Source organism: Chryseobacterium sp. SG20098 (genome assembly GCF_031844745.1).
Classification (GTDB): domain Bacteria; phylum Bacteroidota; class Bacteroidia; order Flavobacteriales; family Weeksellaceae; genus Chryseobacterium; species Chryseobacterium cucumeris.
Genome location: NZ_CP134622.1, coordinates 2581222 through 2596910 on the forward strand (window position 1 = coordinate 2581222; position 15689 = coordinate 2596910).

20 protein-coding genes are annotated in these 15689 nt (G+C 33.8%); 14 read left to right on the top strand and 6 right to left on the bottom strand.

Annotation, left to right across the window (positions count from 1 at the left end):
• Window positions 1-45 precede the first annotated feature (45 nt).
• The 6 genes from RHP76_RS11755 to RHP76_RS11780 form a co-directional block, all read right to left on the bottom strand.
• A complete protein-coding gene (locus RHP76_RS11755) occupies window positions 46-1131 on the bottom strand; it encodes an efflux RND transporter periplasmic adaptor subunit (RefSeq protein WP_062675920.1) in 1086 nt (361 codons plus the stop codon).
• A 4-nt stretch (window positions 1132-1135) separates the two neighbouring features.
• Complete coding sequence (locus RHP76_RS11760; RefSeq protein WP_288441017.1) at window positions 1136-2377, bottom strand: TolC family protein; 1242 nt, start codon at window positions 2375-2377, stop codon at window positions 1136-1138.
• A gap of 219 nt (window positions 2378-2596) precedes the next feature.
• Complete coding sequence (locus RHP76_RS11765) at window positions 2597-3961, bottom strand: sensor histidine kinase (RefSeq protein WP_288441015.1); 1365 nt, start codon at window positions 3959-3961, stop codon at window positions 2597-2599.
• Entirely contained in the window at window positions 3962-4642 is a 681-nt protein-coding gene (locus RHP76_RS11770; protein WP_047435426.1) for a response regulator transcription factor, read from the bottom strand.
• Window positions 4643-5312: 670 nt separating this feature from the next.
• The gene (locus RHP76_RS11775; RefSeq protein WP_311228217.1) at window positions 5313-5831 is read right to left on the bottom strand and encodes a DUF4468 domain-containing protein; all 519 of its coding nucleotides are present in this window, start codon (window positions 5829-5831) and stop codon (window positions 5313-5315) included.
• Between the two features lie 10 nt (window positions 5832-5841).
• On the bottom strand, window positions 5842-6537 hold the full coding sequence (locus tag RHP76_RS11780) for a LexA family transcriptional regulator (RefSeq protein WP_311228218.1): 696 nt from the start codon (window positions 6535-6537) through the stop codon (window positions 5842-5844).
• Between the two features lie 120 nt (window positions 6538-6657).
• Here RHP76_RS11780 and RHP76_RS11785 point away from each other — a divergent pair, with 120 nt between their 5' ends.
• From RHP76_RS11785 to RHP76_RS11850, 14 genes are all read left to right on the top strand, one after another.
• A complete protein-coding gene (locus RHP76_RS11785) occupies window positions 6658-6900 on the top strand; it encodes a hypothetical protein (RefSeq protein ID WP_311228219.1) in 243 nt (80 codons plus the stop codon).
• 1 nt (window position 6901) lies between these two features.
• Complete coding sequence (locus RHP76_RS11790) at window positions 6902-7099, top strand: hypothetical protein (protein WP_311228220.1); 198 nt, start codon at window positions 6902-6904, stop codon at window positions 7097-7099.
• A 56-nt stretch (window positions 7100-7155) separates the two neighbouring features.
• The gene (locus tag RHP76_RS11795) at window positions 7156-7533 is read left to right on the top strand and encodes a hypothetical protein (protein ID WP_311228221.1); all 378 of its coding nucleotides are present in this window, start codon (window positions 7156-7158) and stop codon (window positions 7531-7533) included.
• Between the two features lie 4 nt (window positions 7534-7537).
• A complete protein-coding gene (locus tag RHP76_RS11800; protein WP_311228222.1) occupies window positions 7538-7849 on the top strand; it encodes a hypothetical protein in 312 nt (103 codons plus the stop codon).
• 51 nt (window positions 7850-7900) lie between these two features.
• On the top strand, window positions 7901-8197 hold the full coding sequence (locus RHP76_RS11805) for a hypothetical protein (RefSeq protein ID WP_311228223.1): 297 nt from the start codon (window positions 7901-7903) through the stop codon (window positions 8195-8197).
• Window positions 8184-8891 carry an ERF family protein gene (locus tag RHP76_RS11810; RefSeq protein ID WP_311228224.1) on the top strand — a complete coding sequence of 236 codons (708 nt, stop codon included), beginning with the start codon at window positions 8184-8186 and terminating at the stop codon, window positions 8889-8891. The genes RHP76_RS11805 and RHP76_RS11810 overlap by 14 nt, the downstream gene beginning before the upstream one ends.
• A 2-nt stretch (window positions 8892-8893) precedes the next feature.
• Window positions 8894-9898: a PD-(D/E)XK nuclease family protein gene (locus RHP76_RS11815; protein ID WP_311228225.1), complete on the top strand. Its 1005-nt coding sequence runs from the start codon at window positions 8894-8896 to the stop codon at window positions 9896-9898.
• A 2-nt stretch (window positions 9899-9900) separates the two neighbouring features.
• Window positions 9901-10128: a hypothetical protein gene (locus tag RHP76_RS11820; RefSeq protein ID WP_311228226.1), complete on the top strand. Its 228-nt coding sequence runs from the start codon at window positions 9901-9903 to the stop codon at window positions 10126-10128.
• Complete coding sequence (locus RHP76_RS11825; RefSeq protein WP_311228227.1) at window positions 10116-10526, top strand: hypothetical protein; 411 nt, start codon at window positions 10116-10118, stop codon at window positions 10524-10526. The genes RHP76_RS11820 and RHP76_RS11825 overlap by 13 nt, the downstream gene beginning before the upstream one ends.
• Window positions 10527-10592: 66 nt before the next feature.
• A complete protein-coding gene (locus RHP76_RS11830; protein WP_311228228.1) occupies window positions 10593-11039 on the top strand; it encodes a RusA family crossover junction endodeoxyribonuclease in 447 nt (148 codons plus the stop codon).
• A 13-nt stretch (window positions 11040-11052) separates the two neighbouring features.
• Complete coding sequence (locus RHP76_RS11835; RefSeq protein ID WP_311228229.1) at window positions 11053-13572, top strand: DEAD/DEAH box helicase family protein; 2520 nt, start codon at window positions 11053-11055, stop codon at window positions 13570-13572.
• A 2-nt stretch (window positions 13573-13574) separates the two neighbouring features.
• On the top strand, window positions 13575-13823 hold the full coding sequence (locus tag RHP76_RS11840; protein WP_311228230.1) for a hypothetical protein: 249 nt from the start codon (window positions 13575-13577) through the stop codon (window positions 13821-13823).
• Window positions 13820-14257 (top strand): Cas9 inhibitor AcrIIA9 family protein, encoded by a 438-nt coding sequence (locus RHP76_RS11845; protein WP_311228231.1) that lies wholly within the window; start codon window positions 13820-13822, stop codon window positions 14255-14257. Before RHP76_RS11840 ends, RHP76_RS11845 begins: the two co-directional genes overlap by 4 nt.
• A gap of 3 nt (window positions 14258-14260) precedes the next feature.
• Entirely contained in the window at window positions 14261-15589 is a 1329-nt protein-coding gene (locus tag RHP76_RS11850) for a PcfJ domain-containing protein (protein ID WP_311228232.1), read from the top strand.
• Window positions 15590-15689: the final 100 nt, after the last annotated feature.

The window sequence follows — 15689 nt, forward strand, 5'->3', positions numbered from 1 at the left end:
AAGCCGTTAAAGAAAAATGCAAACATTCTTAATGGTTTAATAAGACTAGCTGTTCAGCGAGCGGTATATCAGCAGCTGGTTGTTGGTAATCACTTCTTCTCCTTCTTTCAGACCGTCTGCAATATAAGTAACATCACCAACCTGCTTTAATACTTTGATTTCTCTGATCTTTACATCTGTTCTGGATTTAAAAATCACCACAAAGCTTTTATTATCATCAAAAATCACAGCTTTTGATGGAACGGTAAGTGTAGCGTTGCTTTCCAGACTGGAAACTTTTATTGTGGCTTTACTTTCCGGGATTAAAAGTCCGTTGGCATTGTCCAATACTACTCTTGCCTGCATGGCGTTGGTCTGTGGATCAATAATTTTGAATATTTTATCAATTTTTCCATCAAAAACTTTGTCCGGATAAGACAGGGTGGATACCTGGGCTTTCATTCCAAGACTAATCTTATCGATATCAGATTCATTGACATTCATAATCGCCCATACATTGGTAGTATTGGCCACATCAAATATATTATCACTTCTGTCACTTCTCAGCTGCATATCTTTATTGATACTTTTCTGAACAATATAACCGCTGATAGGTGCTACAACACTGTATATATTTCCGGTCTTCACATTATAAACTGTACTTACAGCCGCTGCTCTCTGCAACTGATCTTCCGCTTTTTGTAACTGGCTTTTAGCTTCCAGGACATCTCTTTCCGTATTAAGCTTTCCTTCGTAGAGTTCTTTTGCAACACGGAGGTTATTTTTGGCCACTACAAGATCTGTTTTTGCATCACTTACATCCTTTTGAATTTCTGCAAGCTCAGTACTTCTGATGGTTGCCAGTACCTGCCCTTTTTTGACATAGTCACCCAATTCTACATTGACACTCATCACATTTCCTCCAACCAATGGGTATACATCTATATAGCTGTTTTTGTCTGCAGAAATCTTTCCATAAAAGCTGTATTCATCTTCTATATTCTTTTTTTCAACTTTCGCCAGGGAAATAGAATTCAGCATGGTGTTACTGAGCTCAAACCCTTTTTTGGGGTGAATATTTTTCTCTTCCTCTTTTTTGGAACAGGCCATTAATGAAAGGACCATCAATGCGGGAATAATATATGTTTTCATCATTTTAATAGAAGATTTTCGTTTGTACTAGTTGATTAAGCTGTTCTGCGGACTGCATGATTTCATTTTTCATATCATAGATCTGAAGGGCTGTCTCCCTGTAACTGTCCATAAAGTCTGTAAATTCAATCAGGCTGACATTTCCTTTTCTGAAATTGGTCAGCATTCCGTTGTAAACAAGTTCCATATTCTGAAGGTCAGTCGTTTTCACATCCAGAAGTTGGTCATATTGTGCTTTCCAGGTTTTATAGGCAGATTGAACTTTAGTTTCCAAAGTCAGTTTTTGAAAGTCTGCATTTTTCTGATTCTGCTGGATAGCATAGTTTGCTTTCACTACATTTCCCTGATTGGCTTTCCATAGCGGTAAAGGAATTCCCAAGGTAAGATTCGCTTCGTTATTGAAGGTTCCGCCTGCCTGGTCCCATGCAGCACCTACGGTAACATCCGGTACATTCAATGATTTCTGCCATTGTGCATACAACTTACTGTTATCAATAAGTTTCAAATTATATCGGTAATCCGCATTATTTTCCAGGGCTTTGCTTTTCAGTTCTTCTTCATCACCGAAAGGCTGTGCCACCAGAGCTTCTTTAGCTTCGGTTTCAGACATCGTAGGCTCTATTTCTTCAGTAACTCCTGTCAGAACTTTCAAATTCTGTTCAAAATCAAGAATATTTTTATTGATCTCCAGTTTATCATGATTTAGCTGGATCACAATACTCTGCAGTCTTACAGCGTCTTTAAGGGAAACATTTCCTTTTGCTGACTGCACACGATAGGCATTTAAAAGATCATTCATATACCCCAGCTGCCTGTTGGTATTCTCCAGTTTTAGTTTTTCATAATAAAGATTGAAATAGGTAGAACGGAGCTGAGATCTTAAATCTACCAGCAATTGTGAAAACTGAAGCTGCGCAAGTTCTTTATTGGATTTGGCAAAAGCGATTTCGTTTTTCTTTTTCCCCCCCATATAAATCAATTGAGTAATACCCGCTCCTTTAGAATGTCCTACATCAAAAAACTTCTTGTCCTGAGGATTATAAGCATTGAACTGCCCGCTTAATTGAGGTAACTCCCAGATTTTAGCCTGCAGAATATCCGCATCAGCCATATTGATATTGTACTGTTCGGCGAGCAGCTGGAGGTTGTTCTTCTGGAAAGCTTCTTCACAATCCAAAAGAGACATCTGCTGTTGTGCTGCCATGAATGAGGAAACGGCTAGGCACAGCACTGCAATTCTGTTCATTATTTTTCTTTTTAAATTACAAAATTGCTTTGATGCTATTAAAAGAAACTTAAATGACGCTTAAAAAAATATTAAAATAGGCCTGAACAAGCTGTTTATGCAATAACCCATCATACAAAAAGCAGTGAATTTTTCTCCAACTATTGAATTTTTATTAAAAATTTCAATCAGGAGTTTAACAAAAAAAACAACTGTTTTTCATATCAGTTGCTTTTCATTTTATTTTTTAAAAAATAAGGTAAACTTATTCATATAATCCTCAGGTGAAGAATATACAATATCTGCATCATGATATTCCAGAATTCTTTTGACGATTCTAAGACCTAATCCTGATCCTGCTATATTCTGTGCATTATTCCCTCTCGTGAAAGCTTCAAACAGTTTAGCCTGCTCATCTTCAGAAATAGTATTACCATGGGAAATAACTTCGATGGAAAGATTATCATTGGTTTCAGTGATGAGAACATTCACTTCTGTATTATCTGAGTACACCGCTGCATTTTTAAACAAGTTGATAAATACAATTACCAATAGTGACTGAATTCCTTTTATAGTCAGAAAAGCATTTTCAGAACTTTCTTCATTAATCAGAAAATCCAGCTTAAGTTGCGGATAACTTTTCTCCACCGCTTCAAAAGCTTCAAAAATAACTTCGTCAATCCTTACTCCCTCATAAATACTCTGGATATTTTCTTTATCAAATTTTGTAAGCAGTAAAAGTGAATTTGTCAGATCCGACAGCTGATAGACATCTCTCTGAATTTGTTTTAAAGAAGACAGAGTTTCCGGAGAATGCTCTTCAAACTTGATAAGGTTTTCCAGCTGAAATGCCATTCTTGTTATAGGAGTTCTGATCTCATGTGAAGCACTGGCCGTAAAATCTTTTTGTGACTGAAATACATCATCCAGCCTCCCAATCATTGTATTAAAAGATTTTGCAAGAACACTTACTTCATCATTGGATTGCTCTACCGGAATCTGTGTGGTAAGCTTATGAGCCGTAACTTCAGAAATTTCTTTGTTCAGATCTTCCAAAGGACGTAGGAACTTTTCCACAAAATAATAGCTAAAGAACCCAATAAGCATAGTGCTCATCACATAAGCTGTAATCAAAAGATATTTAAGATATCCCAATTTGGATTTCCCATTGGTATCAAAAGCACTTGTAAGGATATAATAATTTTCACCGTTGATATTCCTGAGGGCTGCATAGATTTCGGGAACGGTTTTTTCGGTATAGATAATCTTCTTTTTATCCAGCTCTTTAAGCATTGCACTGTCCCAGATGACATTTCTGTCTTTGATCGTACTGTAGATTAATTCTTTTTTTTCATTGAAAATTAAAATCTTCTCATTCAAAAGAATGTTATCTGAATTTTCATTGAAAAAAACGGGTGCTTCCTCTTCAAAGTCTTTGGATTTTGAGATGAAATGAGAAGTAAACTCAAGTCTCTGCCTGAATCTTTCTTTAAACTCATCTCTTCTGAAATCATTAAAAGATAAATAAATGACCGCCATCACCATTCCAAATAATAATGAAAAGGCAATACTTATTGTTAAAGCGATCTTTCTTTTTAAAGACATTTATAATGGACTTAGGTAATATCCGAAACCTGAACGGGTGTGGATCAGTTTTATTTTAAAATCTTTATCGATCTTCTTCCTCAGGAAATTGATATAAACTTCCACTGTATTGGTATTTGTATTGAAATTGTGTTCCCAGACATGTTCTGTGATCTGTTGCTTGGAAACCGTTCTTCCCTGCGCTTCCGCAAGATAAACCAACAATTGGAATTCTTTTAAGGTAAGGGTTATTTCATTTCCTCCACGATAAACCTTCTGCTCTGTTTTGTTGATAATAAGATCATCAATTCTTAAAATATCCTGATCAGAATTATCAGAAGGTGCTTTTCTTCTTAATAGTGAATTGATTCTTAACAGAAGTTCCTCAAACTGGAATGGCTTTACAAGATAATCATCAGCCAGCCTGGTGAAGGCATCTTTTTTATCAGAGATATCCCCATAAGCAGAAATGATAATGATAGGAGTATTTTTATCAAAAGAACGGATCGTCTGACAGACATCAAGTCCATTTATTTTAGGAACATTAATGTCTAGTAAATACAGATCATAAGTACTATTTTTTATCTGACGAAGAAAAGTCTCCCCGTCATAGATCTTATCACAGTTAAAATTATTTGATTCTAAAAATCTGCACAATTCTGCAGACAGAATAAGATCATCTTCCAGTAAAAGAATATTCATCAAAAATTTATTTTACACGAATTTAAAGAAAATTTTATGATTGTGATTCTAAAGATGAAGTAAAAGTTTTCATGATAGCGCTATCATCAAGAAACGAATCTGAAAAAAAAATTGAAGAAGGAAATAATTTTAGGATTTATCTAAGCAGATGTTTAACTGTAAAATGATCAGATAGTAAAATTAAATTCTTTTGGGCATAAAAAAATCCCGAAGAGATTCGGGAAAATCGAGAGCCAACTACGGGACTTGAACCCGTGACCTCTTCCTTACCAAGGAAGGGCTATATCTAACAAAATTTAAAAACAATTGAATATCAACTATTTATAATTTTCAAAGAAAATAATAATAATCGATCAATTATGGTTAATGTTACCTTTGATGTTACCTTTACTTTTTTGGTTTATATAGATCTGATCGGAGAATCCGAAAACATAATTTGCATTTAAGCCAAAAACAAGACATATTTTTTCTATATGTTCTGCAGTAAAATGGAAAGATTGCCTTTCCGGATATTTATTTTGATTTTTAATACTAGCAAATTGCTGCTTTGTCATCCCTATAGGTAAATAAAAATCAGAATCAAATCTAATTTCTCCTTGGTCCTTTATCTTCTGAACAAACTCCAATATTATTCTATCTGATGTATATAGCATATTTTTTATTCTTTGATTTAAAAATCATCTTTTTTAACAGCTTCAACCATTTTATCTCTAAAATCTTTAAACAATTTTTCGCTCTGATCTTTTACATTTAATTTAATTTCATCGTATACTCTCTGGGCATTCTTTTTCCCACATCCAAAGCCAAATCCTGCTGGTGCTTGATCAGAATCCAAACTTCCTGCACTAACTTGCTTACCCAAGTGATTGAAATCAGAAAGCACTATTCTATACTTATTATCTTTAACATCAATAGTAAACTTAAAACTAACAGAACTTATTTCATAATAGCTCATACACCTATGCTGTTTAGAATCTTGGAGAAACGCTTTTCCTATTATTCTACCTGAATCTTTATCATCCATATCTATTACGGATTTTGAAGAATTAAAAGTATTGGATACCCAAGACTTTGCTCCAGAAAATAAAATTTCCTTTTTAGCATTTAAGGAATCAATAGATTGAAATTCTAACTTTTGAGCACTACTCATTGTAGAAATTAAAACCAGGACAAAGAATATTTTTCTCATATTTATAATTTTATCTATATCGTCTTTTATTTTTTCCGCTCCTACGGTGTTCTACTACATTATATAAGAAACTTACCTCCTTAAGATTAAGAGTAAAATCTTTATACTTTTCGTTCAATGAATGGCATACAATATCTCCGGTTTCAACATTATGATCAATAATTTCTTTTAGCATAATACCTTTGGTTCCGTGAGCGATTACAAAATCATAGTCTTTGTAATGTAATTTATACTGCCATAAATCTCTCTTTACCTCTCTACATATTACGATATCACCAGGAAAATATTCAGTTTCCATACTATCTCCATCTACCTCAAAAGCTAAATATTTACCTTTATATTCCTTATCCGCTTCTACTAAAACCACTGGCAAATCATTTAAAAATTCCTCTGCATAATAACTATCTGTATACCCCGCTCTTGCTTTTACTGTTACAAGCCTTACCTCTAAATGTGTAGGGTATACTTTAGGGATAACATCTTTAAAAACCACATCTTTTTGTATAGCATTGCCTTCATTTCCAAATAGCAACCAATCAATATCTAAATCAGGATAATGTTTTTTAATAAGTGGAATCTTATCCATTGATATTGATTTCCTAATTGAGTTAATATATCCCTGTGAAGCACCTATAGAATCGGTAAAATCCCTGTGTTTTATTCCTTTTCTGTCAAGATATTCCTTGAGTCTCTCTTTTACGCTCATAAATATTTTTAAAAATTTAACAAAACTTTAACACTTTTAGTATAGCATTGCTATTGCGTATTAAATTGCATTGCTATACTTTTGCTATATCAATTTGTTATTACAAAAAACAATTACAAAATGAAAGAGCGAACAAATATAGCAAATCCAACAAAAATCAATAGTAAGGTTTCCCGTAAAATTCAAGAAGATTATGAATTAAGGTTAGCCATTGCTGGAGATATTAAAATGAGGGAATCAGCTTTATATATGGCAGCATACAGAAACTCTAAAGTTTTAGAGAATTATTTTTTCATTGAATCCTTCAGAAAGCATACAGGCTGGGAAAATGAAGAAATTTTTGAAATAGAAATAAGTGAATAATATGACTGGAGAAATTAATCCTGAAAGAGCTGGAGTCATTCTCTCCGCATTAGAACAAATAGAAACATTATCTGCCTTTGTTAAAGCTGAAATGAAAGCTTCTCGGGGTAGCGTAGGACCTGCCCCAGGGAAGCAAAAAAAAACTAGCGCAGAAAAAATAAAGGAAAAGGCAAGAGCTGAATTCCATAAAAGAAAATAAAAAAAGCCACCTGCGGTAACAGATGGCGAAAGTTTAACCAATAAAAGTCAAACAGAATGAACACAAAAGTACAAAACAAAAAGGAGATAACAAATTCTCCAACAGAAAAAAATTTCAGAAAAGCTGTAGAACTGGCAAACAATCTTGAATTCAATGATTTTGGAATCGATGAAAATGTAAAAACAAATAATTGGTTCGGGTTGTATCTCGATGATAACAATGCTTACTGGACAATTCAAATGAGCCACAGAGGCACTTACTCGCTTTTTCTTGAAGATGAAAAGATTTGCACAGTAGGAAAAGATCTTGAGGCAAGGTTAGATGATTTTATAGAGGATCAACTTGGTTCAGAAGAAAGGGGGATTCAGTCTCACAAAGAATATATCGCTGAATATAACGAGTTATGGTCTAATTACGGTTACGGAAGAATTTAATATTATGAGTTATATAGTAGAACAAACAGTTTACGAAGTAGGAATCAATTTTTTAACAAATTGTCCGAACGTTACAGAACAGAAAATATTATATGTTGGAGGCAAATGTCTTTTTGTTTCGGGATTAGATCCTGTATGGGGTACCGAAAGTGAAAGCACATTGTATCTATCCTTAAAAGAATCCTTTGACCCTTCAAAAGTTCTTTCTTCCAATACTCATACAGTTTGGACTGACAATAAAGAAAAAGCAGAGCAGTATGCCAGTGAAATGAATAATGTCCTAAACCTTAGATCAAAAATTTCAAAAACTGCTTAGCTATGAAAAGAATGATCGCAATGATGTTCGGGAAAAAAGTAACATTTCTCAATGTCAATACTCGCAGATACTTTAATCAATATTGGTACAAAGGCAAATTCTACTAAGATGAAATATAATAGAAAATCATTCATAGCACCTAACAGTATTGATTCCATGAGTGCTATTCACTGTAAGGTTTACAAAGATGGTAAAGCCATCGCCAGACTTTCAGATTGCCACGGTTCTATAAGATGGCATAATCAGATTACTGATCCGGAAGGAAAACAGGAAATGATTGAAAAGCTTGACAATGCAATAAATGAATTACTAAAATTTAGAAATCATATCGAAAATGTCAATATATAAAAAACTCCACCAGATTCAGAGCAAAATCAATGGACTTGGAAAAGACAGTAAATCATTTCAATATGGTTATGTATCCGGAGCAAAAGTTTTAGAATTTGTTCGTCCATTAATGAATGAATTGGGATTAATCCTGAAGCAGGAAATTATCTCGATTGAAAATTCCCGACAAGATTATAGTACTACAGGTAAAAGATGGGAGGAAGTTAACGGACAGAATAAACAGGTCGAATATGAAAAACCAAAGTCTGAAATTCTATCAAAAGTAATGATGCGTTTTACTTGGATTGATATTGATACTGGAGAAAAAGATGAAAATATTTTCGGAGCAAATGGTCAAAATGATTGGGAAAAGGGACTTGGTTCCGCCCTTACATATGCAGAAAGATATTTTTTCCTCAAATTCTTTCATATTCCAACTGATGAAGATGATATAGATAATGAGCTTAGAAAAAAGGTAGATGAAGAAAAACATCAAAATTCAACATCAACAGTAAATCCGGAAAATAAGCCCGCTACTCCAGCGCAACAAAATAAACCTTTGCCTTACTTAAATGAAAATGATGAGAACTGGAAAAATCTTGAAACTGCATTAAAGGAAGGTGGGAAAAAACCAACATTGGCAGCGATTCAGAAAAAATACAGACTTGCTGCAAAGACAATAGAACTTCTTAAAACCAAATTTCAAATTCAATAGTCATGGGAGCAATGAAAAATACAGCAATAGAGCAACAGGAGCAAAATGCAATTCCTGTACAATATGAAAGTAATCCGAAAAACAACTTAATTCAAAGATTGATCAATAAGGATTTTCGCCTTTCCTATTCTAAACTAAAACACCTTACAAGCCCGGTTAACTTCATCAACGCAATGTTGGAACCTAAAACCAAAAATGAAGGTATGACATTAGGAACCTTAGTAGACTGTCTATTACTTACTGAGGAAAAGTTTGATAAAGAATTCTGCATCGTTGAAAGCAGCCCAACAACTGACCTCCAATCCAATTTTGTTCAGACTGTTCTTGATAAAATGAATTTGGAATCTTATGATGACCAGGAATTATTTCAGAAAAAATTTGAGGAAGCATATTCTGAATGTTATAAAAAAGGCTCTTCAGATTCTTTAAATCATTTGAAAGGATTTATTAAGGCTTTAATTAGTGGAAAACAGGTTATTTCCCAGTCCGATTATGATAAAGCAAAAAAGATTGTTGAAAAACTTAAAAACGCTGATGAAGTATGTGACGAGCTTGCGGAAGTGGAATCTTTTCAGAAAAAGCTTGAGTTCTCATATAAAGGTTGGAACTTCATCTGTTTTCTTGATACGTACCATAAGAATGGTTTTCATGACTTGAAATTTGCTTCAGATTGTAGTCCTGAAAAATTTGAAAAAGACCTGATAAAATTCTGCTACGATATCCAAATCGGTGTATATGCTATAGGATTTGAAGTTCTATACGGAAATTTCAATCCAAGCGTAAAGCATATTGTTTATGATGCTGTTGGAAACTATGGTGTATACCCTATTGATTCTGCATATGTTGAATACTGCAAAAGAAAGGTTGATTTCATGATCAGTTGCCTTGATCACATGATTGCAAAAAAAGCCTTTGATAAGTCTTATAGTTTCTTCCGCCGGCAGCCTGTCATCTACAAACCAAAATGGGCTCCAGGATTTGATCACTCAATTTTTAACGAAGAATAATTATGAAGCTACAATCAATGGTAGAATTCGTTCTACTGCAAAAAGAAACATCAACACTTGATACAGCTCAGATCGATTGGTATGATTTAGAAGTTAATATTCTGAGCAAAATAAGGAAATATGCATTATTCATAAGTCGGTCTCCAACTTTGGAAATGTTTGTTCCTGTTGATCAGGATGGAAATGTTCTGGAAGAGCCAATGCAAGAAAAGTACGGATGGTTACGATGATTGCCCATTTTAAGCAATGGCTTGTGAAATGGGATCGTGACATTGTCACTCAGGATGATATAGAAACTCAGCAGATTGTCATTGAAAAAATTATGAAAGCCTTTAAATGCATTGAAGACCTTCTTCATAAAAGCGATCAAAAGGCAATGAGTATTGCCAGCAAAAATTTAGTTCCAGGAAGTAATGAAGCCCTTGAGAAAGAAGTACTGGCCATGTTTGAAAATCAAAAAAAGTCTTGGTATAAAAACTTAAAAAACACCAGTTACGACCTGACTTACATTAAATCAATACTTGAGAATATTTATGAAATCAAAAACAGAAGAAGCAGAGAATGCTTCCAGCTTAGAGCCGAAAATGCAAAGCTCCGGGCAGAAATTAACCAGCTTAGAAAAAGCTGAAGCAATGGAAGCTATGAAATTTATTTATGCTAAAAACAGATTATTAAAATCCCAAAAACCATAAAAATGAATCTGACATTACAAATCTTAGGTACACCGCAACCTAAACAATCAGTAAGATCAAGAGTTGCTAAAACTAAAAACGGAAAGGCATATGTGCAGCATTATCAAACTGCTGATGTTAAAAGAAATGAAAAAAATATTGCATTTGATGTAAAAAGTCAGTTACCAGCTGGATTTATTCCTTTTTCGGGAGCTATACATGTGAAAAAGCTTCTCTATGTTTTTGCACCACAAAAAAATTGGCCAAAATATAAACTGAACGAATTAAAGCAAGGCAAAGTATTTTACAAAGATGTAAAGCCAGATCTTACAGATAACCTCAACAAACCACTGTTTGATGCACTGCAAGGGATTGTTTATTTGAATGATTCTCAAATATGCAAAATTTCCAACGTTGAAAAAATTTACGGAGAAGTTCCAAGAATAGAGATAGAGTTCGAGACTCTTTAATTAAAAAAAAACGATGTTTGAAGGTAAGTACACACAATTATCATTTGATTTTGATAACGAAGAAAATGTTTCCTCTATTATTCTGGGTGATCCTGGGAATATAAAGAATATGATGCCATTCCTTTTTGATACTCAGGCAGAAGATATAAGTTTTGCAGAAAAGCGCTTTGAAGTTGGAAAAGGATATTTATTCACAAATGGAACCGGTACCGGAAAAACTTTTGTCGGATTAGGTATTGCTAAACGATTCTACGCACAGGATAAAAGAAATATTTTGATAGTTGTACCTACAGAGAAAAAATGTACTGACTGGAAAGAAGAGGCTGAAATATTTGACCTTAAAGTCCATCATTTATCCGGAATTAACGATCCTGGAAATGAAGTCACCGTAACCACATATGCTAATTTTTATCAAAATCAAGCACTTTTATTGAGAGATTTTGATCTAGTTATCTACGATGAAAGCCATTATCTGAATCAAAATGCGCAAGGAGCATATACTTCATATTACCTGCAGCATCAGGAAATTGTAAAAGTACCTTCAGTTGTAAAAAGGAAAGTGAGAGATCTTCCAGTTTTGTATTCCGTGAATGAGTATGATAGAGAGGTATTCAACAAAGATCTTTTCGTAAAAATAGTTTCTGAAATTGTGGAACGCACCAAAGTAGTTTTTCTTTCTGCAACACCGTTCGCTTATCATAAATCTGTTTTGTATGCAGATGGCTGTCTTTGGGATATCTATGAACAGATTGAAGAGCCGGATTATGATGGAGGATATAATATACCAACAGGATTCAGCAAATTTATGGTTGAAAATTTTGGATATCGGATGAGGTACAACAAATGTACTATTCCGGAGAGCGGCGTAGATCAAAATTTACTGGAAAGAAATTTCTTTGAAAATCATAAAGAACAAGGTGTGATGTCCACCAGACAAATAAATCTTGATTATGATTATTCTCGAGAATTTATCACTTTGGATTCAGATATTGGAAAAGAAATTGAGGATGGTTTTGAGCTGTTCTGGGATCAAAAATTTTGTGATAAGTATCCAACTTTGAGTGATCGTATTCATAAAAAACATAATCATCTGTATATTACCCAGCTGTTGGAATGTATAAAAGCAAGAGAGATACCCAAAAGAATATTTCAACACTTGGAATTGGATAGAAAGGTAGTTGTTTTTCATAATTACAATAACTCTCTTCCCTCCCACCCTTTCCAATTTACTCTTGATGAATTCCTGGAAAAAGATGAGGTAAGTAATTCCGACCTGTTGGAAGAAATTTCAAATTTCAGAACTGAATACAAACATTATTGGAATCTAAATCTGACGGACCTGATCAATGTCAGGGAAACGATAAAAAGATATTTTCCAGAAGCAAAAGAATTCAATGGGACCATTAATAAAAAGCTTCGTAGCAAGTATGTAAATGATTTTAATGAAGATCTTTCAGATACCAATTTGATTATTGTTCAAATTAAAGCTGGACAGGAAGGGATTTCACTACACGACAGATCAGGGAAATACCAAAGAGTTCTAATAAACCTAGGACTTCCAACAGCACCCACTCAGGCAATCCAAACTGAAGGAAGGATATATCGTGAAGGTTTAAAGAGTAATGCGATTTATGAGTATGCTACGATACAAACAACGACTGAAAGAATAGCATTCGCTACCAAGATTGCCCAAAGATCAAAAACTGCTGAAAATCTTGCAATGGGAAATCTCGCACGAGATCTGGAAACAGCATTCAAGGAAGGTTATAAAAACTCTCATACAGATGAGCCAAATATAAATCAAGGTACTGGAGGAAAAGAGGCTGACAGATTTTTATTTACAATATCGGAATTTGATAAAGCAAAGACATTCTATTTCGCCCGCGGGAAAAAGACCTCCGGAAATAAGGCTAAAGAAGGTGTTGATTACTTTGCTACACCGGAACCACTGGGAATGAAAATGGTTGAATGGCTTGCACCGGAACCAAATGATGATATGTTGGAGCCTTCAGCTGGACACGGTGCGATAGGTAGATTCTTTCCCGGATATACTAAGAATCATTTTATTGAGCCCAGCCACTATTTAGCATCAGAGCTGGCAATAAATACCAATGGAATAGTCCACAACACATCATTTGAGAACTACCATATCAGTAATAAGTTCAACAAAATAGCAATGAACCCGCCGTTTGGTTTCTCTGGAAAAACGGCAATGGAACATGTTATAAAAGCCTGTAAGCACCTTCATTATTCCGGCGGAGAAATACTGGCTATTGTTCCAAACGGTCCTTCAATGCAAAAAAGGTTGGATAATTTCTTTGAAAACAGAGACAATTCCAAGTTTCAACTTACAGGAGAAATCATATTACCTGGCTGCACATTTGAAAGAGCCGGAACCACCGTATACTGTAAAATAATCAGGATTCAGAATGCTTACCACTATGGTAATTACAAAGACTTCCAGAGAATTGACTTAAGCTACATCAATGATGTAAATGAATTTTTTGAAACTATTGAACATTTAGACTTTTAATCATGGATATAGAATTATTTAGAAAACTCAACTACTTACCAAAACAGGATATCATAAGCAAGTTAAACGCAGATGAAGCTCAAACGCTTCTCCAAATGAATGGTTATAAAAATGCGCTGAACACACTTCAAAATTCTATCACATTTTATTCAAAAAGTAATCATCCGGAGGCGATAAAAAGAAAATTAGAAAATGAAAATCTTCTAATAATTATTAAAACAGAAGTAGAATTCTTAGAAAATTTAATATGAAAGCAACTAATCCATTTGAAACAGCGATAAAAACATATATCGAAGCTAAAGTAAAAAATGATCAGGACTTGGCTGTAGCGGTCCTTAGTACAGATAAAAATCTTACAGATTGTTGTTCATACATCATGGAAGAGGTGAAGAAATTAGGTGTTTCAGCCATGACCAATGATGAAGTTTTTGCAATGGCAAAAAAGTATTATGTAACTAAAGATCTGAAAAAGCCTAGTAAAGTTTCGGGCCATGTAGTAGTTGGCGGAACTCCAGAAGCCGTAGCAGAAATTAATAAAAGTCATCCACCGAAAAAGATTCCAGAACGCGCAAATGTTGCAGCAGCTACTCCAGCTCCAAAACAAGAACCAAAACCGAAAAAGGTAAAGAAAGAAGAAAAGCCTGTAGACGGAACTCAATTATCCTTATTTGACTTAATGCAATAATTTATGAAACCAAAAACCAAAATTCAAGTAGAAGTAAATAGACTTGCTAAATTCCTTCTTAAACCTACTCAGGAACAGCAAGACTATGCAATCAACAAAATGTTTCCAAAATTGTGTTTTGCTACCAAAAGCACGGCATTTTGTTTAGAGTGTGGATCTGATATCAACGTAAAGGATATTAACAGAAATAGAGTAATCTGTAATTCCTGTGGGGAAAATCTAAAAGTAGAAATGTCTCGTAAACGAAAGTTTACAAGCGGGTGGGGAACAATGGGAATGGCAGAGCTTGTAACTTCAATGGGATATGATTTTCAAGTGATCAGAAATTTTGAATTCCGATGCTACTACGAAAAGGGCGAAAAAAAGAGAGTTTTCTTTTGGGAAATTTGTCAAAATTGGTATGAAGTAAAAGGAAAACGAGTTGTCAATTCAAGGATTTTGAGCAGCTATGGAAACTATAACGGAGATATGGAAATTAGAGAACACAATAGGCTTGTTTATGGATATTATACAAACAATAATAGTTATAATCCATTTCCGGACTTTTTTCATCCACATTCAAAATTTAGACCTGAATATGAAAAAAGAGGCATTAATTATAAAGTTCTCAAAGATATTAGGTTTTCGAGATTAGTAGATCTGGTAAATTATAGTCCAAAAATAGAAACTCTTATCAAATTAAACTATCACAATATTGTTGGAGCCTGGGAAAGTAATATTATTGATAGATATTGGAATGCTTTAAAAATCTGTTTCAGAAATAAGTATAAAATTAAAGATCCGAATATATATAAAGACTTATTAGATGCAATGGCCTATCTGGATAAAGATCTTCACAATGCTCATTACGTTTGTCCTAAAGATTTAATTAAAGCTCACGACTTTTATGTACATGAAAAACGTAAAGCTGAGATCGGAAAAACTCTTGCAAGTAACAAAAAGAAATGTGATAATGTAAACCCTCAGTATATTTTCCAAAAGAAAAAATTCTTTGATTTATTTTTCAAAGATAAAGAAGTGGAAGTTCGTCCATTAATGAGTGTACATGAGTTTTTGGAAGAGGGCGAAACGTTGAAACATTGCATTTTTACTAATAAATATTATGAGAAAAAAAACAGTCTTTTATTTTCTGCAACTGTGAAGGGTCAACGAGTAGAAACTGTAGAGCTTTGTCTCAAAACATTCAGAATTTTGCAGAATCATGGATTAGGTCATAAAAAAAGCAAATACAGCGAAAGGATAATCAACCTAATTAAAAACAACATTAAACAAGTTCGGGATTTAGTAATCATCAGAAAAAGAAAATCTAAAAAACAGAAGAGTGCATCATGAAATCAAAAAATAAAAGCGAGAAAATAATTTTCTTCTGTGTACTATTCCTTATTTTAATTATGGGATATACAGCAATAAAAACAACGCTAATATATTTATT

Coding starts and splice junctions, on each gene's coding strand:
- RHP76_RS11755 (WP_062675920.1), bottom strand. CDS start 1,131: ATGAAAACATATATTATTCCCGCATTGATGGTCCTTTCATTAATGGCC.
- RHP76_RS11760 (WP_288441017.1), bottom strand. CDS start 2,377: ATGAACAGAATTGCAGTGCTGTGCCTAGCCGTTTCCTCATTCATGGCA.
- RHP76_RS11765 (WP_288441015.1), bottom strand. CDS start 3,961: ATGTCTTTAAAAAGAAAGATCGCTTTAACAATAAGTATTGCCTTTTCA.
- RHP76_RS11770 (WP_047435426.1), bottom strand. CDS start 4,642: ATGAATATTCTTTTACTGGAAGATGATCTTATTCTGTCTGCAGAATTG.
- RHP76_RS11775 (WP_311228217.1), bottom strand. CDS start 5,831: ATGAGAAAAATATTCTTTGTCCTGGTTTTAATTTCTACAATGAGTAGT.
- RHP76_RS11780 (WP_311228218.1), bottom strand. CDS start 6,537: ATGAGCGTAAAAGAGAGACTCAAGGAATATCTTGACAGAAAAGGAATA.
- RHP76_RS11785 (WP_311228219.1), top strand. CDS start 6,658: ATGAAAGAGCGAACAAATATAGCAAATCCAACAAAAATCAATAGTAAG.
- RHP76_RS11790 (WP_311228220.1), top strand. CDS start 6,902: ATGACTGGAGAAATTAATCCTGAAAGAGCTGGAGTCATTCTCTCCGCA.
- RHP76_RS11795 (WP_311228221.1), top strand. CDS start 7,156: ATGAACACAAAAGTACAAAACAAAAAGGAGATAACAAATTCTCCAACA.
- RHP76_RS11800 (WP_311228222.1), top strand. CDS start 7,538: ATGAGTTATATAGTAGAACAAACAGTTTACGAAGTAGGAATCAATTTT.
- RHP76_RS11805 (WP_311228223.1), top strand. CDS start 7,901: ATGTCAATACTCGCAGATACTTTAATCAATATTGGTACAAAGGCAAAT.
- RHP76_RS11810 (WP_311228224.1), top strand. CDS start 8,184: ATGTCAATATATAAAAAACTCCACCAGATTCAGAGCAAAATCAATGGA.
- RHP76_RS11815 (WP_311228225.1), top strand. CDS start 8,894: ATGGGAGCAATGAAAAATACAGCAATAGAGCAACAGGAGCAAAATGCA.
- RHP76_RS11820 (WP_311228226.1), top strand. CDS start 9,901: ATGAAGCTACAATCAATGGTAGAATTCGTTCTACTGCAAAAAGAAACA.
- RHP76_RS11825 (WP_311228227.1), top strand. CDS start 10,116: ATGGTTACGATGATTGCCCATTTTAAGCAATGGCTTGTGAAATGGGAT.
- RHP76_RS11830 (WP_311228228.1), top strand. CDS start 10,593: ATGAATCTGACATTACAAATCTTAGGTACACCGCAACCTAAACAATCA.
- RHP76_RS11835 (WP_311228229.1), top strand. CDS start 11,053: ATGTTTGAAGGTAAGTACACACAATTATCATTTGATTTTGATAACGAA.
- RHP76_RS11840 (WP_311228230.1), top strand. CDS start 13,575: ATGGATATAGAATTATTTAGAAAACTCAACTACTTACCAAAACAGGAT.
- RHP76_RS11845 (WP_311228231.1), top strand. CDS start 13,820: ATGAAAGCAACTAATCCATTTGAAACAGCGATAAAAACATATATCGAA.
- RHP76_RS11850 (WP_311228232.1), top strand. CDS start 14,261: ATGAAACCAAAAACCAAAATTCAAGTAGAAGTAAATAGACTTGCTAAA.